Here is a 24,856-nt window from a genome sequence, read left to right on the forward strand (position 1 = left end):
CCATAACACAGGGGACTGAACAGACGTCATGCTGAAGAAAATTGCCTTGATGACCATGCTGGCGCAAGCCGCGCTCTATCCGAGCGTGCAAGCCGCCGCACTGAGCGATGCCGCCACCGCCACCGCCCGCTACGCCGTAGAAACCTATCCACAGCAAATGACTGCCGCGCTGGCCGCCATGGTCAGCTACAACACGGTGGCCGATCCGGCCATCCCGGCCGACAAGAACCCGCAGCACCTCGGCTTCAAGCAGCTGCTGAAGGAAGAAGCCGCGCGCCTGGGCCTGGACTACCAGGACCACGGCTATGTGGTGGTGATCGGCCTGGGCGACAGTGCCGAGCGCGTCGGCATCATTACGCACGGCGACGTGCAGCCGGTGAATCCGGCCAAGTGGGCCAAGTCGCCCTTTGAACTGGACAGCACCAGCGAGCCGGGCCGCCTGATCGCGCGCGGTTCGGAGGACGACAAGGGGCCGATCGCCACCGCCATGTACGCGATGAGGGCCATCAAGGACCAGAAGGTGGCGCTGAAGAAGCGCCTGGAGCTGTACGTCTACATGGCCGAGGAATCGGACTGGGCGCCGCTGGAAGCCTTCCTGAAGGACCACACCCCGCCGCAGATGAACATCACGCTGGACGCCGAGTATCCGGTGGTGACGGCCGAGAAGGGCTGGGGCGCCGTGAAAGTGACCGTGCCTGCGCTGCCCGCGCCGGCGTCGGCGAAAGGCCCGCTGCTGCGCGAATTCGCCGGCGGCTTCTTCGGCAGCCAGATCCCCGAGGATGCCAGCGCCGTGATCGGCAATGCCACGCCGGCGCTGGAAAAGCAGATCCGCGCGCGCGCCGCCGCGCAGAAGGGCATGCGCTACCAGTACGCGTGGCAGGGCCGCGACCTGAAAATCACCGCGCTGGGCGTGTCGGCGCACTCGTCCAAGCCGGAAGACGGCGTGAACGCCATCAGCATGCTGGCGGACGCGCTCAAGGTGCAGCCCTGGAAAGCCACCGCCGCCGCCGGCATGGTGACCCTGCTGAACGACCTGGTGGGCACCGGCATCCACGGCGAGCGTTTCGGCAAGGTGGCTTACCGTGACGACTTCATGGGGCCGATGACGGTGGCGCCTACCGTGCTCAAGCAAAAGGATGGCGGCATCGAGCTGAACATCAACCTGCGCCGTCCGAAAGGCAAGGCCACGGCGCAGCTGCAGGGCGAATTCCAGCAGGCATTCGACGAGTGGAAGCGCACCCATGTGCCGCAAGCGTCCATCGCCATGCAGATCGGCGAGCCGTGGGTGCAGGCCGATGCGCCGCAGGTGCCGGTGCTGCTGGACGTGTTCTCGCATTACACCGGCATCCAGAATGCCAAACCGATATCGATCGGCGGCGGCACCAACTCGCGCCTGTTCCCGAAAGCGGTGGCCTTCGGTCCCGCCATGCCGGGCACGGCCTACACCGGCCACTCCGAGCACGAGTTCATCACCACCAAACAGTTGCTGCTGAACCTGCAAATGTACACGGCTGTGCTGGTCGAACTGGCACGTTAATCCGCTTTTAGTATCAGCTTGTTATCGGCGCGGCGCACCTTTGTTGGTGCGCCGCATTTTTTTTGCCCGCTACGTGCCGATACGTATTCCCTCGCGGAAAAATAAGCCTTACTATCAGCAGCAATAAGGCTTACTTTCACGCCGCTTCTTACCGAAACCTCATCTTTTCACTTTCACTATTTGGGATGCCGGATCGCCAACGATCCCGGCAAGGGACTTTGCATGCCACGTAAATTATTGTCAGTTTGTGCATTGCTGTTTGCTGTTTGCCAGCCCGCCAGCCAGGCCGCGTTTGCCGCCGACATGGAGCTGAGCGCGCATACCCAGCCGGTGGGCGCCATTGCGGCGTCGGTGGAGGAGGCGGCGCCGCGCCGCGGTGCGCTGTTCAAGGTGCAATATGACGGCCGCACGAGCTATCTGTTCGGCACCGTGCATGCGGGCAAGCAGGGTTTTTTCCCGCTGGAGCCGCAGGTGACGCGCGCGCTGGCCGATTCGAATGCGCTGGTGCTGGAACTGGACGTGCGCGCCAGCGAACCGTTCCAGCAGGCGCTGGCGGCGCACGGCCGCTATCCGAAAGGCGATTCGATCCGCCACCATCTGTCGCGCGACACGCTGGCCTTGCTGCAGCAGGCCTTGGCGCGCGCCGGCATGTCGCTGGACAACCTGGAGCAATACCGCCCCTGGCTGCTGGCCAACCTGCTGATCGGCGCGGAAATCGAACGCAACGGCTATACACGCAGCCAGGGCGTGGAGCAGTTCCTGCTGAAGGAAGCCGCGCAGCATGACAAGCCGCTGCGCGAACTGGAGAGCGCCGATTACCAGCTGGGCCTGTTCGCTTCCATGAACGATGCGCAGCAGGAAACGTATCTGCGCGAAAACCTGGCCGAGTTGGCCAGCGGCGTGTCGCTGAAAAAGACCGCCGGCCTGATTGACGCCTGGAGCAAGGCAGACGCGCCCGGCATCAACGCGGCCTGGCAATCCATGGTCAGCGGCGACAGCGTGTCCGCCGCATTCATGGACCGTACCCTGCTGGGCAAGCGCAACCCCGAGATGGCCGCGTCGATCGAGCACATCATGAAGGCGGACCAGACCGCGTTCGTCGGCGTCGGCTTGCTGCATCTGCTGGGCGAGCAGGGCGTGCCCGAACTGCTGCGCCAGCGCGGCTACCAGGTTGAGCAGATCTACTGAAGCGCCGCTATTCGCGCGTCACGCTGCCGTTGGCGTAGCGCACACGGTCCCCGGTCTTGTAGCTGGGCATGCTTTCCGATACCACGGTTTGTGTGGTGCCGTCGTCCAGGCGCAGCGTGACGCGGTAGACCTTGTCGGTGGGCGAACCCATGCTGCCGCCCGCTGCTGCGGCGCCGGCGGACAAGCCCATGGATGTGGCGTCCTGCCGCGTGATCTGGTCTATGGTCTGGACCACGCCGCTTGCGCTGCCGGTTTGCGCCATGCTGCTCCCGGTGCTGCGGCTGTCCTGCGAGCTTGCGCTGGCCGTGGTGCCGGTGCTGCCCATACTGCTGCTGGTGGTGGTACTGCCCAAGCTGCTGCCGGTGCTGCCCATGCTGCTGCTGCCGCTGCTACTGCCCATGCTGGTGCCGCTGTCACTTGCCATTGATGCGCTGCGATCCGAGGCGCAGCCGGCCAGCGCGATCAGGGCGCAAGCCACTACAGTGATTTTTGTCTTCATGATGGTCTCCGTTAAACGAGCGTGCGCTCGAATAGTTTGGAGTTCCTATTATTCCAGCGGTTCCGGCCGAAGCGCGCACCCTTGATGCATATCAAATTATGGCCCCGAATGCATGGCCATAATTGCGTGTCAGAAACTCATAGGAAAAGGCTATGTTTAAACGCAGGACGGACAGGGTGATCGAGGATTTGGTTGCAGCTACCTGCGGGCTGCAGTCGGAAATGCGCCAGCGCCACGTGTACGCGCAGGCGCTGCAAGGGCTGGTGCGCCTGGCGAAAGCCGAGCAACTGCTGGAAATGCGGCTGGACGTGGAGCGGGCGGCGGGCAGCCTGGCGTGCGCCAGCCGCAAGCGGCAGACCCGCGCCATCCTGCGCAAGATAGGCATGGATGTGAGGAGCCGGCAGCGCGAGCTGGAATTCGGCCAGCAGTGCCCGGAACGGAAAGACGAGCCGGGCTAGGCCGCGACCTTGTTGCGGCTCCACAGCAGCCACATGATGCTGGCAGTGACGAGGGCGGCGGAGGTGTCCACCGCCCAGTCCGATACCGCGCCATGGCGGTAGGGCAGGAAGCTCTGCACGAGTTCGTCGAGCGCGCCCATGGCCATGATGGTCAGCACCGCCTTGGTGGCGCGCACCGCCGCGCTGCCGCTACTGCCGGTAAACAACAAAAAGGTCAGGCCGGCATAGGCGCAGGAATGCAGCACCAGGCCGGAAGCCACCGCGCCGATGTCGCTGCGCGCGCCGGGGATGGAGCCGAGCACCAATATCATCAGGTACAGCACCAGCGCCGCGCGGTAGCGCAAGTTGGCGTGGGCGGAGGTGAGGACAACTTGCTGAAGTAGGGAACGCATGGCGCAAGGATAGCACGGGGCAAAAAAAATGCCCGCTGATTAAAGCGGGCCGAAAAACCCATATCCGGGTCAAGAGAGCAGAGAATTCGGGTGGTGCGCGCTGGGCGCACCGTTCTGCTTGCCACGCATATCGGTTGCATGTGCAGCAGATGAAGCAACTTTACATGCTCCATATGACGCCACCATGACATATCTCAAGTGGGCAGCAAAAATTTTGAGCAAAAAAAAAGCCCGCTGGTGAAAGCGGGCTTAAAACTATTATCTTGGAGGAGAATAGTGGAGACAGGTGTAATTATGCTGCGCCGCCGCATATATGTCTAATTTTCGTTTTCGATAACAGACATAAGTTTTCTATATAACTCACTCCTTGACAGGCACCGTGTAGTTCAGCGCCAGACGGCCGCCGTCCACGTACAGCGTCTGGCCCGTCATGTAGCTGGCGTCGTCGCTGGCCAGGAAGGCGGCGATGGACGCCACTTCCTCCGGCTCGCCGCAGCGGCCCATCGGCGTGCGCGACAGGATGGTGTGGCGCGCCTCCGGGCTGCCCAGCACGGCTTTCTTGGCCAGTTCGGTCAGGATGGTGCCGGGGCCGATGCCGTTCACGCGGATGCCGTGCTGGGCCAGGTTCAGCGCCATCACCTTGGTCAGCTGGTTGATGCCGCCCTTGGACACCACGTAAGGCACCTGGTCGGGAATGGCCAGCTCCGAGTTCACGCTGGACATATTGATGATGCAGCCGCTGTGCTGCTTGACCATCTGGCGTGCCACGGCCTGGCTGCACAGGAACATCGATTTCAGGTTGATGCGCATCACGCGGTCGAAATCGTCCTCGGTCAGGTCGAGGAAATCGGCCTTGTGGGTCACGCCGGCGTTGTTGATCAGGATGTCGATGCGGCCGAACACGGCGACGGTTTCGGCCACCAGCGCATCCACGTCGGCCTTCTGGCTCACGTCGGCGGTGTAGAAGCGGGCCGCGTCGCCCAGCGCCTCGGCGGCCTGCACGCCTTCCGGCTTGATGTCCACCAGCATGACCTTGGCGCCCTCGGCGATCAGCCGCTGCGCGCAGGCGAGGCCGATGCCCTGGGTGGCGCCGGTGACGATGGCTACTTTTTGGGATAGTTTCATATCTGCTTCCTGTGTCGATGATGGACGAATTTTACTCCGCGCTATAATGGCGGGTTTGCATTTTAATTGGAGGGGTCGCCGTGAATTTCATTAACAAGCTCAATGCCGCATGGACGGCCAACGACTCCCTGCTGTGCGTCGGCCTCGATCCCGACATGGACAAGCTGCCGGCCCAGTTCCGGCAAGACCCGAACGGCATCTTCAATTTCTGCAAAGAGATCATCGACGCGACGGCCGACCTGGCCTGCTCCTTCAAGCCGCAGATCGCCTATTTCGCCGCGCTGAGCGCGGAACGCCAGCTGGAAGACATCTGCGCCTACGCGCGCGCGCACTACCCGCACATCCCGCTGATCCTGGACTCCAAGCGCGGCGACATCGGCGCCACGGCGCGCCAGTACGCGCGCGAAGCCTACGACCGCTACGGCGCGGACGCGGTGACGGTGAGCCCCTACATGGGTTCGGATTCGGTGGAGCCGTACATGGAGTGGGCGGACCGGGGCGTCATCATCCTGTGCCGCACGTCGAACGCGGGCGGGTCGGACCTGCAGTTCCTGAACGTGGACGGCAAGCCGCTGTACCAGCACGTGGCGCGCCTGGTGGCGGAGAAGTGGAACGCCAACGGCCAGTGCGCGCTGGTGGTGGGTGCCACCTTCCCTGAAGAGCTGGCGCAGGTGCGCGCGATCATCGGCGACATGCCGCTGCTGGTGCCGGGCGTCGGCGCGCAGGGCGGCGACGTGGCCGCGACCGTGAAGGCGGGGCGCACCGCGAACGGCACCGGCATGATGATCAATTCCTCGCGCGCCATTTTGTATGCGGCGCAGCAGCCGGGTGAGGATTTCGCCATGGCCGCGCGCCGCGTGGCGCAGGAAACCCGCGACGCGATCAACGCGCATCGCGCGGGCTGAGCATTGGCGGGTTACGCGGCTGCGCCGCTAACCCGCCCTACGGCCGAAGCATAGCCGCGGGGGCGCATCGCGCCGTAACCCGCCGGGGCCGTCAATAGCGCTGCGGCGCCACCATCTCCGCGTAATCGTAGAGCGCGCCGAGGATTTCCTCGCTGCGCTCGTCTGCGGTTTCGGACAGATGGTCGATCTCGCCGAACAGCTGCTCCACCGTCCGCGCCCCCGCCGCGCCGTCGAACAGGCGCGCGGCGCGGTGCGCTTCCCAGTGCTCGGCTTCCTGCTCGCTCAGGGTCTGCGGGAAGTTGCGCGCGCGGTAGCGGAACACCAGCTCGCCCAGGCGCTGGTCGTCGAACGGCGGCGTCATCATGGCCAGCTTGGCTGGCGATTCCTTGCGCATCGCGTCCAGCAGGCGACGGTCGTCCTTGCCGACAAAGCCCCCGTACAGATCCTCGTCCACATCGGTTTCCTCGGCCGCGCCCGGGCGGTGGTAGACCTGCGCCCACAGCGCGCCCAGGTCCGGCCCGGCCGCCGCCGTCTGCGCGTTGCGCCTGGCCGCTTCCACGTCGATGCCCCAGCGCGCCGCCATGGCCGGCGACAGGGTCTTCAGGTTGGACACCAGCATGGGCGACTTGTTCAGGTGCACGCTCTTGATCGGCAGGCGCGTCACGCCTTCCGGCAGCTCGCTGCTGCGGGTAAACATGCGCAGGCGCACCGTGTCCGCGTCCAGTCCGTACAGCTCGCTCGGGTCGTAGGCGCAGTCCCAGACGATGATTTCGTTTTTGTTGGTCGGGTGCGTGCCCAGCGGCCACACCAGGCCGATGCAGCCGCGCTCGGCAGGGAACATGCCGGACACGTGCAGGAAAGGCTGGCGCAAGTGCGGCAGCAGATGCATGCCGATCTCGTCGGCCACGCGGTCCTTCTTGTGCAGCGCGAAGCAGAAGTCCCACAGCTTGGGCTGCTTCTGCTTGATCAGGCGCGCCAGCGCGATGGTGGCGCGCACGTCCGACAGCGCATCGTGCGCGGACTCGTGCAGCAGGCCGTTGGCGGCCGCCAGGTGCTCCAGGCGGAAGCTGGGCTTGCCATCTTCGCGGGTCGGCCACTCGATGCCTTCCGGGCGCAGCGCATAGGTCATGCGCACCACGTCCAGCAAGTCCCAGCGGCCGCACTGGTTCTGCCATTCGCGCGCATACGGGTCGATCAGGTTGCGCCAGAACAGGAAGCGTGTCACTTCATCATCGAAACGGATGGTGTTGTAGCCCACGCCCACGGTGCCGGGCTGGGAGAAGGCCTGCTCGATGGTGGCGGCGAACTTGTGCTCCGGCACGCCCCATTCCAGGCATTGCTGCGGCGTGATGCCGGTGATCAGGCAGGACACCGGGTCCGGCAGGAAGTCGGGCGCCGGCTGGCAGTACAGCATGATAGGCTCGCCTATCTCGTTCAGGTCGGCATCGGTGCGGATGGCGGCAAACTGGGCTGGGCGGTCGCGGCGCGGCTGCGCGCCGAAGGTTTCATAGTCATGCCAAAGGAAAGTTTGCTGGCTCATGGATTCGTTCTATTTGTCGGAGGTACGGCTACAGTTCGCCGCTTTCTGGCCGATATGATAAAGGGGAATGGCGCAAACAAGGAGAGTGATTATGGTAAATCCCACTTCGTTGAAGTCCGGCGGCAAAGTTGCCGAGCTGCCCGGCGCGGACGACACGGCGCGCAGCGGGGCGGTGGCCGCGCCGCCGCGCGTGCAGGCCAGGCAGCAGCTCAACACGGCGATCGTGCAGGCGTCCATGTCGGTGGCCATCAGTTCCGGCAACGAACCGCTGGCGCTGCTGTACAAATCGGCGCTGACCGGCATCAACGAGGCGCTGGCGCCGGATTTCGGGCCGAATGCCATCGAGAACGCCACGGGGCAGGACAACTCGCCGGAAGGCACGGCGGGCCGCATCGTGTCGCTCAGCACGGCGTTTTTCGATGCCTTCAAGGCGCAGAACAAGGGCATGGACGACGAGGCCGTGCTGCAGAAGTTCATGGATACCATCCAGGGCGGCGTCGACCAGGGCTTCAAGGAAGCGCGCGGCATCCTGGACGGCTTGCAGGTGCTGAAGGGCGATATTTCAAGCAATATCGACAAGACGTACGAGCTGGTGCGGCAGGGGCTGCAGGATTTCGCGGCCGGCAAGCGCGCCGGTGAGGCGCCGGCTGCCGGTGGCGGGTAGGGCGGGTTAGCGCAGCGTAACCCGCCAGCGTGGCCGGCGGCTCCGGCGGGTTACGCTACGCTAACCCGCCCTACGAAAACAGCGATTCCTGCACCGCCACCTGGTTGCGGCCGCCGTCCTTGGCGCGGTACAGCGCTGCGTCGGCGGTGGCGATCAGGCCATGGTCGTCCTGGCCCGGCAGCAGGCTGGCCACGCCCAGCGACGCGGTCAGGTGCGGCAGCGGCACGCGCATGTCGCGGAACACCACCGCCTGGCGGATGCGTTCGCACAGCCGTTCGGCCACCACCACGGCCACCTTGTCGCTGGTGTCCGGCAGCAGCACCATCAATTCCTCGCCGCCGTAGCGCACCGCGCAATCGGACGGCCGCAGCGCGCCGCTCAGCACTTGCGCGGCAGCGCGCAGCGCCTGGTCGCCGGCCAGGTGGCCATGGCTGTCGTTGAACTGCTTGAAGTGGTCCAGGTCGATCATGATCAGCGACAGCGGCTTGCCGGCGCCGTGCGCGCTGGCCACCATCTCCGGCAGCAGGTCGTTCAGCCAGGCGCGGTTGTACAGGCCGGTGAGGCCATCTATCATCGACATCTGGCGGTAGAACTCGCCCAGCTTCTGGCGCCGGCGCAGCTGCGCGTTGGCGGCGCGGATGCGGAAAGACAGCAGGCGCAGCAGGTTGCGCGCCACGCCGTTCGATTCGTCGATCAGGCGCCACACGATTTCGGCCTCCACCACTACCAGCTCGCTGGTCTCCAGCGCGGTCATGGCCGACAGGTTGGCTTCCTCGTCCAGCACCGACTGTTCGCCCACGCTCTCGCCCGGCAGCACCTTGCTGACGGTGCCGTCGGCCATGCCGGTGCGGGTGTCGGCCGTCACCGACAGCGCCCCGCTGAGCACGATGTACAGGCGCGCGCGGCTGGTGTCGGCCACCGATTCGCCCTGCTGCAACTGCACCACGGGGCAGTGCGCCAGCGAGCGCGCCGCCAGCGCGGCGTCGGAATCGCGGAACAGCTGCAAGTCCTCGATCCGGTAGGTGGATGCGCCAAAAGTGCTGATCTGCTTCAAGATAAAGTCCGAAGAAAAATATTGGATACTGTCAGGCAAATCATAGCGCAAACCGTGCCGCCGCTAGCGTTGCCGCACCGCTTTGTGTTTCAATACCGCGACGAACCACGCCTAGATTGCCTGATGATTTATACCGACGCCCTGGGACAGCCGCATCCCGCCGATCCCGCCGCCCGCATCGTCTCGCTGGTGCCGTCCATTACCGAGCTGCTGTGCGAGCTCGGGCTGGCCGGGCAACTGGTGGGCCGTACCGGATTCTGCATCCACCCGGCCGACACGGTGCGCGCGATTGCCAAGGTGGGCGGTACCAAGGACGTGAACCTGGAGAAAATCCGCAAGCTCGCGCCCACCCACGTTATTGTCAATATCGACGAGAACGAGAAGCCGACCGCCGACGCGCTGGCTGAGTTCGTGCCGCACGTGGTGGTGACGCATCCGCTGGCGCCGCGCGACAACCTGGCGCTGGCGCGGCTGATGGGCGGCATCTTCTGCGCGCAGGACAAGGCCGAAGCCTGGTGCGCGGCGTTCGAGGCCGAATACGCGCAGCTGCAATCGATGCCGAAGCCGCCGCCGCAGACCGTGCTGTACTGCATCTGGCAAGACCCGTGGATGAGCATATCCGCCGACACCTACATCGCGCGCATGCTGGCCGAGATCGGCTGGCGCGTGCCGCAGCTGGGCACGGAGCGCTATCCGCGCTTCGACTGGACGCCGGCACTGCTGGCGCAGATCGACCAGGTGCTGCTGTCGTCCGAGCCCTACCGTTTCACGGAGGCGCACGTGGACGCGCTGGAACGCCAGATCGGCAAGCCGGTGCAACTGGTGGATGGGGAGATGATGTCGTGGTACGGCAGCCGCGCGCTGCAGGGGCTGGCTTACCTGCGCCGGCTGACGCAGCCCTAGTCATCCAGGGCTGGCTGGCCGGCGGCCTGTGGTGGAATTATTCGGTGGTTTCTTCGTCGGCTGCTTCCGACACGGCTTGCGACAGCGGCACGTTGCGCTTGTCGTACAGGCGGCCCAGGGCGCTGTCGATGGCGCGCTTCAGTTTGTCGGCGGCGCCGCTGATGGCTTGATGCAGGGTGGCGGCATGGTCGCTGACCGCGATGGGCTGGTAGCCGGTGACGCGGGCTTCCATGAGGCAACGATTGTCGCCGTCGACCGATTTCTGGCTGTTGTTGTCGCTCAGGTGGACTTCGACGCGGGTAATGTGCTCGGCAAAGCGGCTGATGGCTGCGGTGACGACGGTTTGTACATGGTCATCCAGGCCCGCATGACGTTCGATGGTCTTATCGGTGTTGACTTTGATCTGCATATACTGCTCCCGTTTGTTCATCAAAGCGTACCCGTGTGAAGGGGACGCGAGACCATCTTACTCCTTTTGGCGCGGCTTGCTAGTCCATTGCCGCAAGGAACATATTTATTTTCAGTTATTCATCAAGCCTGCTGCAATATTGACGGACAGCCCCAATATGAAGAGGTTGAAGAAGAAGCTCAGCACCGACTGGCCCAGCACCAGCTTGCGCAGCCCGGCGCTGCGCACCGCCACGTCCGAGGTCTGCGCGGCCACCGCGATGGTGAAGGAGAAGTACAGGAAGTCCCAGTAGTCGGGTTCGTGGTGCTCGCCGGGAAATTGCAGCGGGCGGGCGTTGGGCGTGGTCTTGTAGTACAGGTGGGCGTAGTGGAAGCAGAACAGGGTGCCGAGCAGGAACCAGGAGCCGATCAGCGTCAGGCCCACCAGCGCGTACTCCAGCAGGTGTTCCTTGAGCGGCTGGCCGTGCAGCACCGCCAGTTCGGACACGATGGCCATCAGGCTGATCACCGCCGCAACGCACAGCACGGCCAGGATCATGGGGCCGCGCTCGTCTTCGGCGGCGGCCACGCGCTTGACCTTGCGGTGGTCGGCCCGCATCATCATCCAGCCCATGGTGAGCAGGTAGGCCCACACCGCCGCGTCCCAGCCGGCCAGGATGCGCGTCACCAGGCGCCAGCTCTCGGGCAGGAAGGGGCCGGTCAGCGCGCCCAGCGCGATGGCGACGGCGAGGTGGGGGCGGCGGTGTATCAGGTCCGGGAATATTTTCATCCGGACATCATATCAAGCGGCTTGGGCTTGCGCCTCGCGTTCTGCGTGCGGGAAACGGTCCATGCGCGACAGCACCGGGAACAGCACCGTCCACAGGCCGGTGACGGCCAGCGTGGCGGCGCCGCCGAACACCACCGCGCGCGTCAGGCCGAACCAGCCGGCCGTGACGCCGGACTCGAACTCGCCCAGCTCGTTGGAGGCGCCGATGAACACCGCGTTGACGGCGCTCACGCGGCCGCGGATCGCATCCGGCGTTTCATACTGCACCAGCAGGTGGCGCACGTAGACGCTGATCATGTCGCCCGCGCCCATGAGCAGCAAGGCCAGCAGTGCGAGCACAAAGCTGGTGGTCGAACCCAGCAGCACGGTGCAGGCGCCGAACAGCGCCACGCCGCCGAACATCCACAAGCCGACGCGGCGCGTGATGGGGAAAAACGCCAGCGCCACCGAGCACAGCGCGGCACCCACGCCGGGCGCGGTGCGCAGCAGGCCCAGGCCGCTCGGGCCGACATGCAGCACGTCCGCCGCCAGCGCCGGCAGCAGGGCGGTGGCGCCGCCGAACAGCACCGCGAACAGGTCCAGCGACATGGCGCCCAGCACCACCGGGCGCGACAGCACAAAGCGCAAGCCTTCCAGCACGCTGTGCCAGCTGGCCGGCTCCTTGTTCACCGCCTGCGGGGCGGCCTTGGTCATGCACATCAGTGCCACCGCCACCACCAGCAGCGCGGACGCGGCCAGGAACACCGTGGTGGCGCCGTAGAAATACAGCAGGCCGCCCAGCGTGGGACCGAGGATGACGGCGATATGGAACGTGGACGAACTGAGCGCGACGGCCTTGCTGAAGTCCTCGGCCGGCACCATGTTCACCAGCACCGCCTGCGTGGCCGGCATCATGAAAGCGCGCGCGCTGCCGAACAGCGTCAGGATGAGGAACACCGGCCAGACGATGCCCAGCCCGGTCAGCGTGAAGCCCAGCAGCAGCAAGCCGCACAGCAGCTGCGCGGCCAGGCAGAAGGCGATGATGTTGCGGCGGTTGTAGCGGTCCGCCACGTGGCCGGCCGGCAGGATCAGCAGCAGGAAGGGCGCGAACTGCGCCAGGCCGATCAGGCCCAGGTCATACAGGTTGCCGGTCAGCGCGTAGACATGCCAGCCGATGGCCACGTGCTGCATCTGCACGGCCAGCGTGCCGAGCACGCGCGCGGACAGGTAAAAAGCGAAATTGCGGTGCTTGAGGACGGAAAAACCGTTGGCTGCGGAGGAAGACATGGGAGCGATGACAGGCTGGCGTAGCCCGTCATTGTGCCAGATGTCAGACCACCCCGCTTGCCGTCAGCCGGCCTGAGCCGCATTCGGGGTCTGACCCCGAATGCGGCTCAGCTTGCTAAGGGTTGGCGAGGTCGGCTTCGGAGGTGAAGGCGTCGGCGTAGAATTCGTCGGCCGGCAGGCCGCATTGGGCGACGAAGTCGCGCTTGGCGGATTCGACCATGATGGGGGCGCCGCAGGCGTAGACCTGGTGGCCGGACAGGTCGGGCAGGTCGGCCATCACGGCCTGGTGCACGAAGCCGCTGCGGCCGCTCCAGTTGTCTTCCGCTTCGGCGTTCGAGACCACCGGCACGTACTGGAAGTTGGGCAGCCTGGCGGCCCATTCGCGGCACAGCGCGTCCATGTACAGGTCTTGCGGGCGGCGGCCGCCCCAGTACAGCGCCATCTTGCGCGTGGAGCCGGTCTGCACCAGGTGCTCGACGATGGCCTTGATCGGCGCGAAGCCGGTGCCCGAGGCCAGCAGCACCATGGGCTTGTCGCTGTCGTCGCGCACGAAGAAGGTGCCCAGCGGGCCTTCGAAGCGCAGGATGTCGCGCTCTTTCATGGTGCTGAAGACCTGGTCGGTGAACAGGCCGCCCGGCATGTGGCGGATGTGCAGCGTGATGGGGCCGTTGTCCGGTGCGGTGGCCACACTGTAGCTGCGGCGCTTGCCGTCGCGCAGCAGGAATTCGATGTACTGGCCGGCGCGGAATTGCAGCGTTTCATTGGCCGGCAGCTGCAGCGAGATCACCACCACGTCCGGCGCCACTTTTTCGATGGTGGAGACGCGCGACGGCATTTTCTTGACCGGGTAGTCGCCGCTGCCGGCCACTTCGCGCGCTTCGATCACCAGGTCGGCCTGCGGGATGGCGCAGCAGAACAGCGACATGCCGGCCGCTTCTTCTTCCGGCGTGAGCGCGCGCACCTGGTGCGGCTTGTGCGTCACGCTGCCGGCAATGACCTTGCCCTTGCACGAGCTGCAGGCGCCGTTCTTGCAGCCGTACGGCAGCCCGACGCCGGCGCGCATGGCTGCCGCGAGGACGGTTTCGTCCGCGTCGCAGGCGAATTGGTGGCCGCTGGGCTGAACAGTAATCTGGAAAGTCATACAATCCTTCAAATGAATATCTTGGAAACCAATATCTTGCACACTAAAAAAATCTCCCGCCCGCGCCTGCTGGTGCTCGGCTGCGGCGACGTCGGCATGCGCTTGCTGCCCTTGCTGCGCGCGCAGTACCGCATTTTCGCTGTCACCAGCCAGCCGGAGCGCCGCGCGGAATTGCGCGCGGCCGGCGCCGTGCCCGTGGTGGCCGACCTGGACGACCCGGCCAGTTTGCGCCGCCTGAAAGGCCTGGCCGATACCGTGGTGCACTTGGCGCCGCCGCCGGCCGAGGGCAAGCTGGACCGCCGCAGCCGCCGCGTGGCCGCCATTTTACCCGAGGGCGGGCGCGTGGTTTACATTAGCACCACCGGCGTTTACGGGGATTGCGGCGGCGCGTGGTTCGACGAAAGCCGGCCGGTGGCGCCGCACAACGCGCGCGCGCTGCGCCGCGTGGACGCCGAGCAGGTGCTGCGGCGCTGGGCCGTGCGCAGCGGCGGCACCCTGTCCATCCTGCGCGTGCCCGGCATTTACGCGGCCGACCGGCTGCCGCTCAAGCGCCTGGAACTGGGCACGCCGGCGCTGCTGGAGCGCGACGACGTGTATACCAACCACATCCACGCGGACGACCTGGCCCGCATCATCGTGCGCGCGCTCAGCAAGGGCAGGGCGAACCGCGTCTACCACGCGGTGGACGACAGCGACATGAAAATGGCCGAGTACTTCGACGCCGTGGCGGACGCCTTCGACCTGCCGCGTCCGCCGCGCCTGCCGCGCGCGGAGCTGGCGGCGGTGGTCACGCCGGCCTTGCTGTCGTTCATGTCGGAGTCGCGCCGCATGCGCAACACGCGGCTGAAAAGCGAACTGGGCGTTCGTTTGCGCTATGCGCGCGTTGTGGACTGCCTACAACAGCTGCGCACCGCAGGCGCCCACTGAAAGGCAGGTGTAAGCAAAAAAGCACATAATAAATAAACAAGGTTGCCAGGAGACGCCATGCAAGCCAGTCCGCATCCCAGCAAGGAACAAGTACGTGCTTACATGCTGCAGCGTTGCCAGGCGGGGCTGCCGCCGCCGGCGCCGGATGAAATCCGCCGCCAGCTTGGCTGGCGTTGGCAATGCGATAACGGTAGCGCCTGCCTCGTTTTTCCCTCCCCGCAGTTCTCCCTCGTTCTCCCCGGTAGTCTGGCCCAGCTCAGCGCCCTGCTGACCATGGAATGGCTGTTCCTGGCGGCCGGCTACAGCGTTGCACATTGACTATGTCTTTCCCGGAATAACCCTTTAACATTTCCTAGCACATCATACGGTGAAGAAATCTATCTAATTCTCACTTTTTTCGTGCTGGATTGGCCTTTGGGCAATAAAAACGTGTATCATACGGTTCAGATGCTATAAAACATAGCAAACGACCTATGTACGCTAGTGTCATTCCTGTACTTTTCCGGTAAATATTTTGTCAATGTGTCGTTTTTTTTCCAAGAAGACGACCCGAACCTGAACGAATCCGATGACGTCTCTTAAAGAAATTACTGCTTCGGCAACTTACAACCCGAACCGAGTCCTGGATGCAATTATCGAAAAATTGCAGCTCAAGAACGACGCGGCACTGTCGCGCGCGCTCGAGGTGGCTCCTCCCGTGATCAGCAAGATCCGCCATAACACGCTGCCTATCGGCGCCACCATCCTGATCCGCATGCATGAAATCAGCGATTTCAGCATCCGCGAACTGCGCGAGATGATGGCTGCCTGATCCGGCTTACGCGAAAAGCAATGGCCCCCGCCTGTCGCCAGGAGGGGGGCCATTTTCGTTTGCGGACCGGGTGTTACGCTTCAGGCGTAATGCGCGGGCGGACCGTGTACATCGCCGACTGGGCCGCCTGCTGGGCCTGCGCCGGCTGCTGCGCAGCGCCGGAATACGCTACCTGCGCGCCGGAGTAGGCAGTCTTGCCGGCCGTGGCGCCTGAGTAGGCGGTTTTGGCCTGCACGGCGGCGCCGGAGTAGGCGACCGCCGCGCCTGAATAGGCGGTCTTGGCTTGCTGGGTGGCAGCGCCCGAGTAGGCGACGGCTGCACCCGAGTAGGCGGTCTTGGCTTGCTGGGTGGCAGCGCCCGAGTACGCCACGGCTGCACCCGAGTAGGCGGTTCTGGCTTGCTGGGTGGCGGCGCCCGAGTAGGCCACGCTGGCTCCGGAGTAGGCGGTCTTGCCGGCGGCTGCGCCGGAGTAGGCCGTTTGCGCCGCTTTTGCCGTGGCGCCCGAATACGCTACGGTGCTGGCGCCCGAGTAGGCGGTGTCGGCCCGCAGGTAGTCTTCGCCGAAGGTGGCTTCATACAGTTCCTTCATGCGCTCGCCGACGCGGTGGTGCGCTTCCACGTCGTCCTCGCCGCGCAGGCCGATATAGGGGAAGTGGTGCAGGAAGTAGCCGAACACGGCCTGGCAGTCGACCGCGTACTTCATCGTGTCCAGGATGTGGTAGTGCCAGAAGGTGTCCACGTCCATCAGCGGCGCGGTCTGCTCCTGCGGGAAAGTCTTCATCAGGTACAGGAAGCGGCGGTATTCGAATTCCACGGCGTTGGCTTTTTGCAGCGACCAGCCTTCGCCGGATTCTTCGTGCATCAGCTTGACTTTGATAGGCTCCAGATCGAGGTCGGCAATGGCTTGGAAGCTTTCAGCAGAAATCATGAGTGACATCCCTTTATTGAGAGGCATAAGTTGGATAGAGGCACGCGTTGTGTCTGGGCCGGAGCGGCGAGCGCTTGATCGTTCGGAGTTGGGAACGAGTGTTGATGTGGGTCAACGAGTCCAAGTATATGCAAGTTAGTGCTGAATGCAAGTCATGTTTTTCTATCGTGCACGGCATTAGCGATACAAGGAAGCAGAGGCCATGGCGGCCTCTGTATCACTAGCAAAATGCAAGTAAATCAAATACTTGCAGCAAGGCGGGGACGTTCCGTATAGAACTCGGCGGCCGCGCCGGCGGCTACGCCGGAGAACGCGGTGCGGTTGGCGGCGGCGGAGAACGCGGACTGCGCCGCGACCCCGGAAAAGGCGGTTTTCGCCGCCACGCCGGAAAATGCCGTCTTGGCGGCCACGCCGGAGAAGGCGGTCTTGGCGGCGACGCCCGAGAAGGCCGTCGTTCCCACGCTCGCCACGCCGGAGAACGCAGCCTGGTTGGCCGCGCCGCGCGCATACTCTTCGCCGAAGGTGGTTTCGTACAGTTCCTTCATGCGCTGGCCGACGCGCTGGTGGGCCGCCTCGTCATCCTCGCCGCGCAGGCCGATGTAGGGGAAGTGGTGCAGGAAGTAGCCGAACACCGCTTCGCAGTCTGCCGCGTACTTCATGGTGTCCAGGATGTGGTAGTGCCAGAAGGTGTCGACGTCGACCAGCGGGGCGGTCTGCTCGTGGGGAAATTTCTTCATCAGGAGCAGGAAGCGGCGGTATTCAAACTCGATGGCGTTGGCGCGTTCCAGCGTCCAGCCCTCGCCGGATTCCTCGTGCATCAGCTTGACCTTGATCGGTTCCAGGTCCAGGTCGGCAATCGCCTTGAAGTCGTCGTTCGAATTCATGTGTTCGTTCCTTTCAAAAGTGGAAGGGGTGTTGCAGGAACGATTGTTGACTGGCTGCACGGTGTTGCATTTGAGAATACGCAAACTTTGGTGAGGAAATTCCTATTCGCAACGGTCATGTCCTAGACGAACTGTCAGATAGTTCCGAGCCGGCGGGTGAAGGAGGACGGGGCATGGTTGACCGGTACGGTGACCAGGATGGTAGTGCCGGCGTTGGGCGCGCCGGTGATGGTGCAGGTGCCGCCGAGGATGCTCACGCGTTCCTCGATGCCCACCAGGCCGAAGGAGCCGAACTTGTTGCGGGAGCGGTCATGCAGGCCGACGCCGTTGTCGCTGATGCTCATGCTGAGCACGCCGTCCTGGCGCCGCAGTTCCACCCGCACCAGGCTGGCGTGGGCATGTTGCAGGATGTTGCTGAGGGATTCTTGAAGGATGCGGAAGTAGGCAATCGCGCACTTGTCGTCGATGCCCAGGTCGATGTCGGCACCGTTTTCGATCAGCTCGCAAACGATGCCGCTTCTCTGTCGGAACTGCCCGATTTGCCACTCGACCGCGGCGCTCAGGCCCAGGTCCAGCACGTTGGGGCGCAGGTCGTTGATGATCTGGCGCACGCTCTTGATGGTGTTGTCGATCTGCGCCAGCGTGCAGCGGGCGCGCTCGTGCAGGCGCGAATGGCGGTGGCTGGTGCGCGTGGTCAGCACGTCCGCCTCGATGCGCAGCGCCAGCAGGTTCTGGCCCAGGTCGTCGTGGATTTCGCGCGCGATGCGCTTGCGCTCTTCTTCCTTGATCTGCTCGGCGTGCGCGGCCAGGCGGCGCAGCTTGTGGTGCGACAGCTGCAGCTTGGCCTGGCTTTCGCGCAGCTCGCGCGTCATGGCCTTGGCCATGCGGATGGCGCGCAGGCGCGACGACGACAACGTGTAGAACAGCGCGTAGATCAGCATGGTGCCGGCGAAGCCGGTCAGCAGCGCCAGCCACGGCAGCAGCACGTCGACCCGTGAGTACAGCGAACTCATGGGCGCGGTGAAGCGTGCCTGCCACTGGCGGCCGTTGAAGTCGATCGGCAGCACGCAGGTGATCAGGCGTTCATTGCCGATGGCGGCCTCGTCGGTGTCGGCGCTGTCGTACAGCAGGGCGCCGTCGGCGGGCGTGCCTTCGCTGACGTCCTGCAAGGTCAGGCGCGCGTTGTGCACCGGGATTTCCGCCAGCGCCTCGGACACCAGCCGGTGCACGCTGAAGCCGATGCCCACCGAGCCCACATAGGCGGCGCGCCGTTGCATCACCGTGCTGAGGGGCATATCGGGCCGGTACACCGGCAGGCGCATGGCCAGGGCCTGCCGGTTGGGCAGGATGTCGAAGCCGATCGGCAGGCCGGACGCGCTCAGCATGCCCGTGTCGCGCGACGCCGCCAGCGATTCGGCCACCGCCGGGCGGGCCGCGATGTCGACCCCGAACTTCGCTTCCAGGCCGGCGATCGGCTCCATCAGCGACAGGATGGCCGCGTCAGCCTGGCTGGCGCTGGGCTTGAGCACCAGTTCCGGGTAGCCATCGCCGGGCTTGGCCGTGCGGCGCACATACTGTTCGAAGGCGGCGCGCTGCTCGGCCGGCACGTGCTGGGCGAAATTGATGCTGACGATGGCGGGGAAGTTGCGGCGCAGGTCCAGGCCCTGCACATAACGGTGGAAGTTCTCGCGCGTGATGCTGTCCACCGACTGGAAGAAGCTGGCCGTGCCGCGCAGCACGTCGGTGTAGGCCTTGATGCCGGTGGCGATGTTGAACTGGCTGCTGCGCGCCTGGGTGCGGAAGCGCTCGCTCGCCTCGGCTTCCAGCGAATTGGCGGTAAACACGTGCAGGCCAACCCCCACGCCTAGCGACAGGAGCAGGCCTGTCCACCACAAAGGCTGGGCCGGGGAGAACAGTTTTTTCCTTGCGATCAAAGCGCGCATGTCCCCAAGTTGCCGTGTGAAAAGTTAATTAAATATATAGATTGGCAATTGATTCCGTCAAGTATCTTATCTTGCATCGGGGGCGGTATGTTGCGCGAAAAGCCAAAAAAAAAAAACCGCCCGAAGGCGATTTTTTTAAATAGGTATGCAGTTGGTATCTATTTTGCAGACCAGCTGTCTTTCAGAGTGACGATGCGGTTAAAGACTGGTTTGCCCGGCTGGGAATCGACCCGGTCCGCGACAAAATAGCCGTGGCGCTCGAACTGGAAGCGCTGGTCGGCCGCGGCATCCTTCATGCCCGGCTCCAGGTAGGCGGTGACGGTTTCCAGTGCGTTCGGGTTCAGCGCGGCCATGAAATCCTTGCCGCCGGCGTCCGGCTGCGGGTCGGTGAACAGGCGGTCGTACAGGCGCACCTCGGCTTCCAGCGCGGTGGCGGCCGAGACCCAGTGGATGTTGCCTTTGACCTTGTAGGTGTCCGAACCGGGGGTGCCGGATTTGCTGTCCTCGAAGTATTTCACGCGCACGGCGGTCACCTTGCCGTTCTCGTCCTTGTCATAGCCGGTGCACTCGGTCACGAAGCCGTGGCGCAGGCGCACGCGCGAACCGGGCTGGTCGCCGACCGGCGGGTAGTAGCGGAAGTAGCCCTTGCTGGGCGCTTCCATGAAGTCCTCTTCCTCGATCCACAGCTCGCGCGTGAACGGGAAGGTGCGCAAGCCCATTTCCGGGTGGTGCGGGTGCACCGGCGAGCTGCATTGCTCGCTCTGGCCTTCAGGGTAGTTCTCGACGATCAGCTTGAGCGGGCGCAGCACGGCGGTGGCGCGCGGCGCTTTCGGGTCCAGGTCTTCGCGCAGGCAGCCTTCCAGCGTGCTCATGTCGATCCAGCCGTCGGACTTGGTCACGCCGATGCGCTCGCAGAACAGCTGGATCGATTCCGGCGTGTAGCCGCGGCGGCGCAGGCCGACGATGGTGGGCATGCGCGGGTCGTCCCAGCCGGTCACCACTTTTTCGTCCACCAGCTGGCGCAGCTTGCGCTTGGAGGTGATCACGTAAGTCAGGTTCAGGCGCGAGAATTCGTACTGCTTGGGCACCGGCAGCGTGAAGAAGCCGCCGGCCGACAGGGTTTCCAGCAGCCAGTCGTAGAACGGGCGGTGGTCCTGGAACTCCAGCGTGCAGACCGAGTGGGTGATGTTTTCCAGCGCATCCGAGATCGGGTGCGTGTAGTCGTACATCGGGTAGATGCACCAGGCGTCGCCGGTGCGCACGTGGTGCTCGTGGCGGATGCGGTAGATGGCCGGGTCGCGCATGTTCATGTTGGGCGAGGACATCGCGTCCTCGCTGATCTTGGCGCGCAGGATGTGCTCGCCATTCGCGTACTTGCCGGCCTTCATGTCGCGGAACAGCTGCAGCGATTCCTCGCGCGGCCGGTCGCGGAACGGCGAATTCTTGCCCGGGGTGTTGAAATTGCCCCGGTTGGCCGCCATGTCTTCGGCGCTCTGGCTGTCCACGTAGGCGTAGCCCTGCTGGATCAGGTACTCGGCCATCAGATACAGCTGGTCGAAATAGTCGGACGCGTGGTGCAGGTGGTGCTCCACGCCGGCCGGACCCTGCCAGTCCCAGGAAAAGCCCAGCCATTGCACGCTGTCCTTGATGGTGTCGACGTATTCCTGTTCTTCTTTTTCCGGATTGGTGTCGTCGAAGCGCAGGTGGCAGCGGCCGTTGTAGTCGCGCGCCAGGCCGAAGTTCAGGCAGATGGACTTGGCATGGCCCACGTGCAGGTAGCCGTTCGGCTCCGGCGGGAAGCGGGTGATCACGCCCGGCAGGCCTTCGCGGGCGTGCGCGCCCGAGGCCAGGTCGGATTCGATGATGGCGCGCAGGAAGTTGGACGGCAAAGCCGGTGCAGCTGGGGCGGAATTTTTTTTGTCGTTGCTCATGTAAGAGGCAGAAAAGAGGCAGAAAAATGAAGGCTGATTCTGGGCATTTTACCGTACCGCAGCGGGCCGGCGGGACGGCGAATGCTTTTCTATAGGATAATTCGTCTTTACAGCTCGGCATACAACCCTACGGAGTTTCCCAAATGGAAAATTTATACAACGTGCTGGGTGTGGCGCCTAACGCCTCTGACGAGGAAATCAAGAAGGTTTACCGGTCGCTGGCCATGCGCTACCACCCGGACCGCAACCCCGCCCCCGGCGCGGAAGTGCGCTTCAAGGCCATTACCAAGGCCTACGAAATCCTGTCGGACCCGGTCAAGCGCGAGGAATACAACCAGAGCGTGAACCACCGCATCATCATCGACCCGGAAGCCGAAGCTTACCAGCTGTGGCGTTCCGTGTTCGGCCTGCACGGCGTGACCCTGCCGGCAGCGTAGTTTAGAAAAGAGAACAACATGAGCAGAAGAGTACATCCCGAATTCGCCTACCAGTCACGCGAGCTGGAAGGCCAGATCGAGGGCATCCTGGGCGACCCGCCCGACCACAAGAACTACAAGATGATGCTGAACGCGCTGATGTCGGAGTACGCCGGCGGCGGCGGCATCGAGGACGTCAACATGATGGCCTTCGCGCTGGTGGACGTGATCAAGTTCGACAACCCGAAAGCGGTGCTGGCCGAAGCCCAGGACTATGAAGAGGGCGACCCGGCGCGCGTGTTCGCGCTGGTGTCGGCGCCGGACGGCGAAGCGGCGAAAATGCTGGCCGCCATTGAAGAGAATTTCCCGGACATCGGCCGCCAGGCCATCATCACGGCCTGCCTGCACAAGCATCCGCGCCTGTGGGACGACGACGATACCTCGCTTGAGCAGCTCTCCGCCGGCGACGATGGCGACGATGAAGATGACTACGACGAAGCAGGCGAAGCAACCGACGACTTCGCCCAGATGTTCGACCAGGAAGGAGAACACTAATGTCAGAAAACACTGCTGAAACCAATCTGCCCGCGCTCAGCAAGCAGGTCACCGAGCTGGTGCTGGCCGGCTCGCTGGGCCACGCCGAACAGGCGTTCGCCGAAGCGGCCGACCAGTTCGGCGACTACGCCGTGGCCGAAGTGCTCAACACCATCCCGCCGCAAGTGACGGCGCTGCACCTGGCCGGCTTCGACGGCGGCAAGATGTCGCTGGCGACCCTGCTGGTGCCGCCCAAGGCCTGGGCCGACAGCCTGGCCTTCTTCGCCGCCACCTTCCCGGACGACCTGATCGAGGACGACCCGGAGCGCCTGGCCGAGCAGCTGTTCGCCCACATCCACGGCGTGGTGTTCTCGACCGAGGATGAAGCGCGCCGCGAGGAGCTGCTGCAGGCGGCCTCGGCGACCGACCACGGCTGCACCGCCTTTGCCGTGCTGTTCTCGATGGCGCCCAAGGAAATCCTGGAGGTGGCCGGCGAGATCATCTCGAAAGGCCCTTACGTGAGCGGCCTGACGTCGGCCGATAACGACATCGTGCCGCTGGCCGTGGCCCTGGCGCAAGCCAGCGAAGACGGCTGGGACCGCGCGCTGTTCGAGCTGTTCCCGGACTTCCGCCACAGCGCCGACCTGGCCGACGCCGAGTTCAGCGACGACCCGGACGAGGAGCCGAAGTTCCTGCAGCGCAGCACCAAGGAATTGCTGTACCGCCTGCGCAAGCAAGTGCCGAGCACCCGCAGCGCGCCGAAGGCGGCCAGCACCCGCCGTTCCATCGGCACGGGGATCTTCTCCTGATGCTGCCGGCTTTAGTCAAGGAAAGCCTGCCGCGCCTGGTGCGCGCCATCAAGCTGCTGCCGGGCGACGAGCGCCCGGACGCGGCCGTCATCCTGGCCGACGAGCTGACCGGCATCACCGCCATGGTGGCCGAGAAGTTCACCAACGACCGCACCGCCGACGGCATCGCGCGCGCGCTGCAGCTGGCGGTGGGAGGCGTGTCGCTGGGGCTGGAGCAGGTGCTGACGGTGGACAGCGACGAGGCCGCGCTGGATTTCCTGGTCGATAACGGCGCCGAGGCGGCCTTCCAGGCCGGTTTCCGCCTGATCAAGGACCTGGCGGCCATGCCGGAAGACTCGCTGGTGGGCGAATACGACCAGGACCCGGTGTATGCCCAAAGGCGCTTGCGCGACTTGTTTGTCGATATCTGCCTGGCCGACCCGAACCAGAACTGGAACGGGCACGAGCGCTACCAGGTGCTGCTCAAGCAGCGCAAGGAAGTGCAGGCCATCGTGCGGCTGGCGGGCTGGCTGCGCCGCCACCACGACAACGGACCGATCTCGGACACCGACCTGAACGCCGAAGGGGTGATCGCGCTGGCCATCATCTTCGCGGTGGAAGGCGGCGGCCGCATCGTGGCGCGCACCGGTCAGAAGGAGTTCGAGCGCTTCGTGAAAGCGGTGCGCAAGGCCAAGCCGGACTTTGAAGCAGGCTGGGCCGCGCTGGTGGCCAAGGTGCCGGTGCAGCACCACGCGGTGCTGCTGGAGCGCATCGCCGTGTACCGCAACAGCTGCACGGTGCTGCAGCACATTCCCGGCCGCACGGCCATGAAGACCCTGTTCGCCGAGCTGGAGAACTACGCCGGTTCCGAGCTGGAAGCCGACTACGGCTGAGCCCGTAGGAGGCGCTAGCGCGGCCCTGCCTCCCCGGCAGCGGCGCGCGCCAGCGCAATGAAGCCTTCGACCAGCGCGCCGTGCGCGTCCTTGCGCTGCGCCAGCGACAGCACGGTGTTGGCGTCCGGGTCGGCCAGCGGGCGGTAGCACGCGCCTTCCATGTGGATGCTGTCGAACGAGCCGGGCAGCACGGTGATGCCGCAGCCGGCCGCCACCAGTCCAATCATGGTGGACGCTTCGCCCGCCTCCATCACAATGTCCGGCGTAAAGCCGGCCTCCTTGCACAGCCTGAAAATTTGCGGATAGATGCCGGTGCCGGCCGTCTTTGGGTACATGATGAAGGGTTGGCCCTGCAGGTCGCGGATCGCCACTTTCTCTTTTTGCGCCAGCGGCGACCCCACCGGCAGCACGGCGATCAGCGGATCGTGGCGCAGCACGGTCAGGCTGACCGCGTCCGGAATGGCGGCCTCGGGCGGGCGCACGAAGCCCAGGTCCAGCTCGCGGTTTTCCAGCATGGCGATCTGGGGCAGGGTGGCCAGTTCGCGCAGGGTCAGCAGCACGTCCGGGTAGCGCGCGCGGTAGCGGTTGATGACGGTGGCAAACAGCGGTGTAAACGGCGTGGAGAAAGTGAAGCCGATGCGCAGTTCGCCCGCCTCGCCGCGCTGGGCGCGGCGCGCCGTCAGCTTGGCCTGCTCCGACAGCGCCAGCACGCGCCGCGCATCGTCCAGGAACAGCTTGCCGGCCTCGGTCAGGCGCACCCAGCGCTTGCTGCGCTCGAGCAACTGCGCGCCGACCTCGGCCTCCAGCGCCTGGATCTGCTGGCTCAGCGGCGGCTGGCCGATGTGCAGCCGTTCGGCCGCGCGCGTAAAGCTTAATTCTTCGGCAACGGCGATGAAGTAACGCAGGTGGCGCAGTTCCATGTTATCTGTTTAAAGTATTACTAACGCCTTAA

The 24,856-nt window shown here is 64.7% G+C and carries 27 protein-coding genes; 13 read left to right on the top strand and 14 right to left on the bottom strand.

Features of this window, described 5'->3' with window-relative positions; genetic code table 11:
• Positions 1 to 28: 28 nt before the first annotated feature.
• Both ACFJI2_RS02700 and ACFJI2_RS02705 read left to right on the top strand, forming a co-directional pair.
• Positions 29 to 1,537 carry a dipeptidase gene (locus ACFJI2_RS02700; RefSeq protein WP_377703645.1) on the top strand — a complete coding sequence of 503 codons (1,509 nt, stop codon included), beginning with the start codon at positions 29 to 31 and terminating at the stop codon, positions 1,535 to 1,537.
• Positions 1,538 to 1,759: 222 nt separating this feature from the next.
• On the top strand, positions 1,760 to 2,725 hold the full coding sequence (locus tag ACFJI2_RS02705; protein WP_028833872.1) for a TraB/GumN family protein: 966 nt from the start codon (positions 1,760 to 1,762) through the stop codon (positions 2,723 to 2,725).
• A 7-nt stretch (positions 2,726 to 2,732) separates the two neighbouring features.
• Here ACFJI2_RS02705 and ACFJI2_RS02710 read toward each other — a convergent pair whose 3' ends face one another.
• Positions 2,733 to 3,224: a hypothetical protein gene (locus tag ACFJI2_RS02710; RefSeq protein WP_377703646.1), complete on the bottom strand. Its 492-nt coding sequence runs from the start codon at positions 3,222 to 3,224 to the stop codon at positions 2,733 to 2,735.
• A 152-nt stretch (positions 3,225 to 3,376) separates the two neighbouring features.
• On the opposite strand from ACFJI2_RS02710, the gene ACFJI2_RS02715 reads away from it, so the two are divergent.
• The gene (locus tag ACFJI2_RS02715; RefSeq protein WP_377703647.1) at positions 3,377 to 3,682 is read left to right on the top strand and encodes a hypothetical protein; all 306 of its coding nucleotides are present in this window, start codon (positions 3,377 to 3,379) and stop codon (positions 3,680 to 3,682) included.
• On the opposite strand, the gene ACFJI2_RS02720 is transcribed toward ACFJI2_RS02715, so the two are convergent.
• The gene (locus ACFJI2_RS02720) at positions 3,679 to 4,074 is read right to left on the bottom strand and encodes a VanZ family protein (protein ID WP_377703648.1); all 396 of its coding nucleotides are present in this window, start codon (positions 4,072 to 4,074) and stop codon (positions 3,679 to 3,681) included. The two genes, ACFJI2_RS02715 and ACFJI2_RS02720, sit on opposite strands and share 4 nt — an antisense overlap.
• 360 nt (positions 4,075 to 4,434) lie before the next feature.
• Positions 4,435 to 5,199 carry a glucose 1-dehydrogenase gene (locus ACFJI2_RS02725; RefSeq protein ID WP_028833868.1) on the bottom strand — a complete coding sequence of 255 codons (765 nt, stop codon included), beginning with the start codon at positions 5,197 to 5,199 and terminating at the stop codon, positions 4,435 to 4,437.
• A gap of 80 nt (positions 5,200 to 5,279) precedes the next feature.
• Between ACFJI2_RS02725 and pyrF the strand changes: the two genes are divergently transcribed.
• A complete protein-coding gene (pyrF, locus tag ACFJI2_RS02730) occupies positions 5,280 to 6,104 on the top strand; it encodes an orotidine-5'-phosphate decarboxylase (protein WP_377703649.1) in 825 nt (274 codons plus the stop codon).
• A 91-nt stretch (positions 6,105 to 6,195) separates the two neighbouring features.
• Here pyrF and sbcB read toward each other — a convergent pair whose 3' ends face one another.
• On the bottom strand, positions 6,196 to 7,644 hold the full coding sequence (gene sbcB, locus ACFJI2_RS02735) for an exodeoxyribonuclease I (RefSeq protein WP_377703650.1): 1,449 nt from the start codon (positions 7,642 to 7,644) through the stop codon (positions 6,196 to 6,198).
• Positions 7,645 to 7,735: 91 nt separating this feature from the next.
• Here sbcB and ACFJI2_RS02740 point away from each other — a divergent pair, with 91 nt between their 5' ends.
• A complete protein-coding gene (locus tag ACFJI2_RS02740) occupies positions 7,736 to 8,308 on the top strand; it encodes a DUF5610 domain-containing protein (protein ID WP_377703651.1) in 573 nt (190 codons plus the stop codon).
• A gap of 70 nt (positions 8,309 to 8,378) precedes the next feature.
• Here the strand turns inward: ACFJI2_RS02740 and ACFJI2_RS02745 are convergent, their stop codons facing one another.
• A complete protein-coding gene (locus ACFJI2_RS02745; protein ID WP_377703652.1) occupies positions 8,379 to 9,362 on the bottom strand; it encodes a GGDEF domain-containing protein in 984 nt (327 codons plus the stop codon).
• A gap of 123 nt (positions 9,363 to 9,485) precedes the next feature.
• Between ACFJI2_RS02745 and ACFJI2_RS02750 the strand changes: the two genes are divergently transcribed.
• Positions 9,486 to 10,265, top strand: coding sequence for a helical backbone metal receptor (locus tag ACFJI2_RS02750; RefSeq protein WP_377703653.1), 780 nt, complete (start codon positions 9,486 to 9,488; stop codon positions 10,263 to 10,265).
• Between the two features lie 37 nt (positions 10,266 to 10,302).
• Here ACFJI2_RS02750 and ACFJI2_RS02755 read toward each other — a convergent pair whose 3' ends face one another.
• From ACFJI2_RS02755 to ACFJI2_RS02770, 4 genes are all read right to left on the bottom strand, one after another.
• Complete coding sequence (locus ACFJI2_RS02755; protein WP_377703654.1) at positions 10,303 to 10,674, bottom strand: HPF/RaiA family ribosome-associated protein; 372 nt, start codon at positions 10,672 to 10,674, stop codon at positions 10,303 to 10,305.
• A 111-nt stretch (positions 10,675 to 10,785) separates the two neighbouring features.
• Entirely contained in the window at positions 10,786 to 11,442 is a 657-nt protein-coding gene (locus ACFJI2_RS02760; RefSeq protein WP_377703655.1) for a DUF1345 domain-containing protein, read from the bottom strand.
• A gap of 12 nt (positions 11,443 to 11,454) precedes the next feature.
• Positions 11,455 to 12,708, bottom strand: a complete 1,254-nt coding sequence (locus ACFJI2_RS02765) for an MFS transporter (RefSeq protein ID WP_377703656.1) — start codon at positions 12,706 to 12,708, stop codon at positions 11,455 to 11,457.
• A gap of 115 nt (positions 12,709 to 12,823) precedes the next feature.
• On the bottom strand, positions 12,824 to 13,849 hold the full coding sequence (locus ACFJI2_RS02770; protein ID WP_377703657.1) for a CDP-6-deoxy-delta-3,4-glucoseen reductase: 1,026 nt from the start codon (positions 13,847 to 13,849) through the stop codon (positions 12,824 to 12,826).
• 12 nt (positions 13,850 to 13,861) lie between these two features.
• Here ACFJI2_RS02770 and ACFJI2_RS02775 point away from each other — a divergent pair, with 12 nt between their 5' ends.
• From ACFJI2_RS02775 to ACFJI2_RS02785, 3 genes are all read left to right on the top strand, one after another.
• Positions 13,862 to 14,776 (top strand): SDR family oxidoreductase, encoded by a 915-nt coding sequence (locus ACFJI2_RS02775; protein ID WP_377703658.1) that lies wholly within the window; start codon positions 13,862 to 13,864, stop codon positions 14,774 to 14,776.
• 57 nt (positions 14,777 to 14,833) lie between these two features.
• Positions 14,834 to 15,094 (top strand): hypothetical protein, encoded by a 261-nt coding sequence (locus ACFJI2_RS02780; protein ID WP_107878077.1) that lies wholly within the window; start codon positions 14,834 to 14,836, stop codon positions 15,092 to 15,094.
• A 325-nt stretch (positions 15,095 to 15,419) separates the two neighbouring features.
• Complete coding sequence (locus tag ACFJI2_RS02785; RefSeq protein ID WP_229202410.1) at positions 15,420 to 15,587, top strand: hypothetical protein; 168 nt, start codon at positions 15,420 to 15,422, stop codon at positions 15,585 to 15,587.
• A gap of 73 nt (positions 15,588 to 15,660) precedes the next feature.
• Here ACFJI2_RS02785 and ACFJI2_RS02790 read toward each other — a convergent pair whose 3' ends face one another.
• From ACFJI2_RS02790 to ACFJI2_RS02805, 4 genes are all read right to left on the bottom strand, one after another.
• The gene (locus ACFJI2_RS02790; RefSeq protein ID WP_377703659.1) at positions 15,661 to 16,515 is read right to left on the bottom strand and encodes a glycine-rich domain-containing protein-like; all 855 of its coding nucleotides are present in this window, start codon (positions 16,513 to 16,515) and stop codon (positions 15,661 to 15,663) included.
• Positions 16,516 to 16,754: 239 nt separating this feature from the next.
• Positions 16,755 to 17,399, bottom strand: coding sequence for a glycine-rich domain-containing protein (locus ACFJI2_RS02795; protein ID WP_377703660.1), 645 nt, complete (start codon positions 17,397 to 17,399; stop codon positions 16,755 to 16,757).
• A gap of 134 nt (positions 17,400 to 17,533) precedes the next feature.
• The gene (locus ACFJI2_RS02800) at positions 17,534 to 19,342 is read right to left on the bottom strand and encodes a CHASE domain-containing protein (protein WP_377703661.1); all 1,809 of its coding nucleotides are present in this window, start codon (positions 19,340 to 19,342) and stop codon (positions 17,534 to 17,536) included.
• A gap of 158 nt (positions 19,343 to 19,500) precedes the next feature.
• Positions 19,501 to 21,273 (bottom strand): glutamine--tRNA ligase/YqeY domain fusion protein, encoded by a 1,773-nt coding sequence (locus ACFJI2_RS02805; RefSeq protein ID WP_377703662.1) that lies wholly within the window; start codon positions 21,271 to 21,273, stop codon positions 19,501 to 19,503.
• 143 nt (positions 21,274 to 21,416) lie between these two features.
• Between ACFJI2_RS02805 and ACFJI2_RS02810 the strand changes: the two genes are divergently transcribed.
• Genes ACFJI2_RS02810 through ACFJI2_RS02825 form a run of 4 tightly spaced genes read left to right on the top strand, consistent with a single transcriptional unit; the run spans position 21,417 to position 23,904 of the window.
• Positions 21,417 to 21,710 (top strand): DnaJ domain-containing protein, encoded by a 294-nt coding sequence (locus ACFJI2_RS02810; protein ID WP_056403275.1) that lies wholly within the window; start codon positions 21,417 to 21,419, stop codon positions 21,708 to 21,710.
• A gap of 18 nt (positions 21,711 to 21,728) precedes the next feature.
• Positions 21,729 to 22,244 (top strand): hypothetical protein, encoded by a 516-nt coding sequence (locus ACFJI2_RS02815; protein ID WP_107878068.1) that lies wholly within the window; start codon positions 21,729 to 21,731, stop codon positions 22,242 to 22,244.
• On the top strand, positions 22,244 to 23,032 hold the full coding sequence (locus ACFJI2_RS02820; RefSeq protein WP_107981608.1) for a hypothetical protein: 789 nt from the start codon (positions 22,244 to 22,246) through the stop codon (positions 23,030 to 23,032). The genes ACFJI2_RS02815 and ACFJI2_RS02820 overlap by 1 nt, the downstream gene beginning before the upstream one ends.
• Positions 23,032 to 23,904, top strand: coding sequence for a hypothetical protein (locus ACFJI2_RS02825; RefSeq protein WP_377703663.1), 873 nt, complete (start codon positions 23,032 to 23,034; stop codon positions 23,902 to 23,904). Before ACFJI2_RS02820 ends, ACFJI2_RS02825 begins: the two co-directional genes overlap by 1 nt.
• A 14-nt stretch (positions 23,905 to 23,918) precedes the next feature.
• Here ACFJI2_RS02825 and ACFJI2_RS02830 read toward each other — a convergent pair whose 3' ends face one another.
• The gene (locus tag ACFJI2_RS02830) at positions 23,919 to 24,824 is read right to left on the bottom strand and encodes a LysR substrate-binding domain-containing protein (protein WP_377703665.1); all 906 of its coding nucleotides are present in this window, start codon (positions 24,822 to 24,824) and stop codon (positions 23,919 to 23,921) included.
• Between the last annotated feature and the right edge of the window lie 32 nt (positions 24,825 to 24,856).

It is taken from the genome of Pseudoduganella sp. UC29_71 (assembly GCF_042693265.1).
Classification (GTDB): domain Bacteria; phylum Pseudomonadota; class Gammaproteobacteria; order Burkholderiales; family Burkholderiaceae_D; genus Rugamonas.

Excerpts from the sequence above, each read along its gene's own strand:
- ACFJI2_RS02770 (WP_377703657.1), bottom strand. The coding sequence starts at position 13,849 with ATGACTTTCCAGATTACTGTTCAGCCCAGCGGCCACCAATTCGCCTGC.
- ACFJI2_RS02825 (WP_377703663.1), top strand. The coding sequence starts at position 23,032 with ATGCTGCCGGCTTTAGTCAAGGAAAGCCTGCCGCGCCTGGTGCGCGCC.
- ACFJI2_RS02820 (WP_107981608.1), top strand. The coding sequence starts at position 22,244 with ATGTCAGAAAACACTGCTGAAACCAATCTGCCCGCGCTCAGCAAGCAG.
- ACFJI2_RS02715 (WP_377703647.1), top strand. The coding sequence starts at position 3,377 with ATGTTTAAACGCAGGACGGACAGGGTGATCGAGGATTTGGTTGCAGCT.
- ACFJI2_RS02765 (WP_377703656.1), bottom strand. The coding sequence starts at position 12,708 with ATGTCTTCCTCCGCAGCCAACGGTTTTTCCGTCCTCAAGCACCGCAAT.
- ACFJI2_RS02720 (WP_377703648.1), bottom strand. The coding sequence starts at position 4,074 with ATGCGTTCCCTACTTCAGCAAGTTGTCCTCACCTCCGCCCACGCCAAC.
- ACFJI2_RS02790 (WP_377703659.1), bottom strand. The coding sequence starts at position 16,515 with ATGATTTCTGCTGAAAGCTTCCAAGCCATTGCCGACCTCGATCTGGAG.
- ACFJI2_RS02800 (WP_377703661.1), bottom strand. The coding sequence starts at position 19,342 with ATGCGCGCTTTGATCGCAAGGAAAAAACTGTTCTCCCCGGCCCAGCCT.
- ACFJI2_RS02710 (WP_377703646.1), bottom strand. The coding sequence starts at position 3,224 with ATGAAGACAAAAATCACTGTAGTGGCTTGCGCCCTGATCGCGCTGGCC.
- sbcB (WP_377703650.1), bottom strand. The coding sequence starts at position 7,644 with ATGAGCCAGCAAACTTTCCTTTGGCATGACTATGAAACCTTCGGCGCG.
- ACFJI2_RS02760 (WP_377703655.1), bottom strand. The coding sequence starts at position 11,442 with ATGAAAATATTCCCGGACCTGATACACCGCCGCCCCCACCTCGCCGTC.
- ACFJI2_RS02795 (WP_377703660.1), bottom strand. The coding sequence starts at position 17,399 with ATGAATTCGAACGACGACTTCAAGGCGATTGCCGACCTGGACCTGGAA.
- ACFJI2_RS02810 (WP_056403275.1), top strand. The coding sequence starts at position 21,417 with ATGGAAAATTTATACAACGTGCTGGGTGTGGCGCCTAACGCCTCTGAC.
- ACFJI2_RS02755 (WP_377703654.1), bottom strand. The coding sequence starts at position 10,674 with ATGCAGATCAAAGTCAACACCGATAAGACCATCGAACGTCATGCGGGC.
- ACFJI2_RS02705 (WP_028833872.1), top strand. The coding sequence starts at position 1,760 with ATGCCACGTAAATTATTGTCAGTTTGTGCATTGCTGTTTGCTGTTTGC.
- ACFJI2_RS02750 (WP_377703653.1), top strand. The coding sequence starts at position 9,486 with ATGATTTATACCGACGCCCTGGGACAGCCGCATCCCGCCGATCCCGCC.
- ACFJI2_RS02700 (WP_377703645.1), top strand. The coding sequence starts at position 29 with ATGCTGAAGAAAATTGCCTTGATGACCATGCTGGCGCAAGCCGCGCTC.
- ACFJI2_RS02805 (WP_377703662.1), bottom strand. The coding sequence starts at position 21,273 with ATGAGCAACGACAAAAAAAATTCCGCCCCAGCTGCACCGGCTTTGCCG.
- ACFJI2_RS02740 (WP_377703651.1), top strand. The coding sequence starts at position 7,736 with ATGGTAAATCCCACTTCGTTGAAGTCCGGCGGCAAAGTTGCCGAGCTG.
- ACFJI2_RS02775 (WP_377703658.1), top strand. The coding sequence starts at position 13,862 with ATGAATATCTTGGAAACCAATATCTTGCACACTAAAAAAATCTCCCGC.
- ACFJI2_RS02815 (WP_107878068.1), top strand. The coding sequence starts at position 21,729 with ATGAGCAGAAGAGTACATCCCGAATTCGCCTACCAGTCACGCGAGCTG.
- ACFJI2_RS02725 (WP_028833868.1), bottom strand. The coding sequence starts at position 5,199 with ATGAAACTATCCCAAAAAGTAGCCATCGTCACCGGCGCCACCCAGGGC.
- ACFJI2_RS02780 (WP_107878077.1), top strand. The coding sequence starts at position 14,834 with ATGCAAGCCAGTCCGCATCCCAGCAAGGAACAAGTACGTGCTTACATG.
- ACFJI2_RS02830 (WP_377703665.1), bottom strand. The coding sequence starts at position 24,824 with ATGGAACTGCGCCACCTGCGTTACTTCATCGCCGTTGCCGAAGAATTA.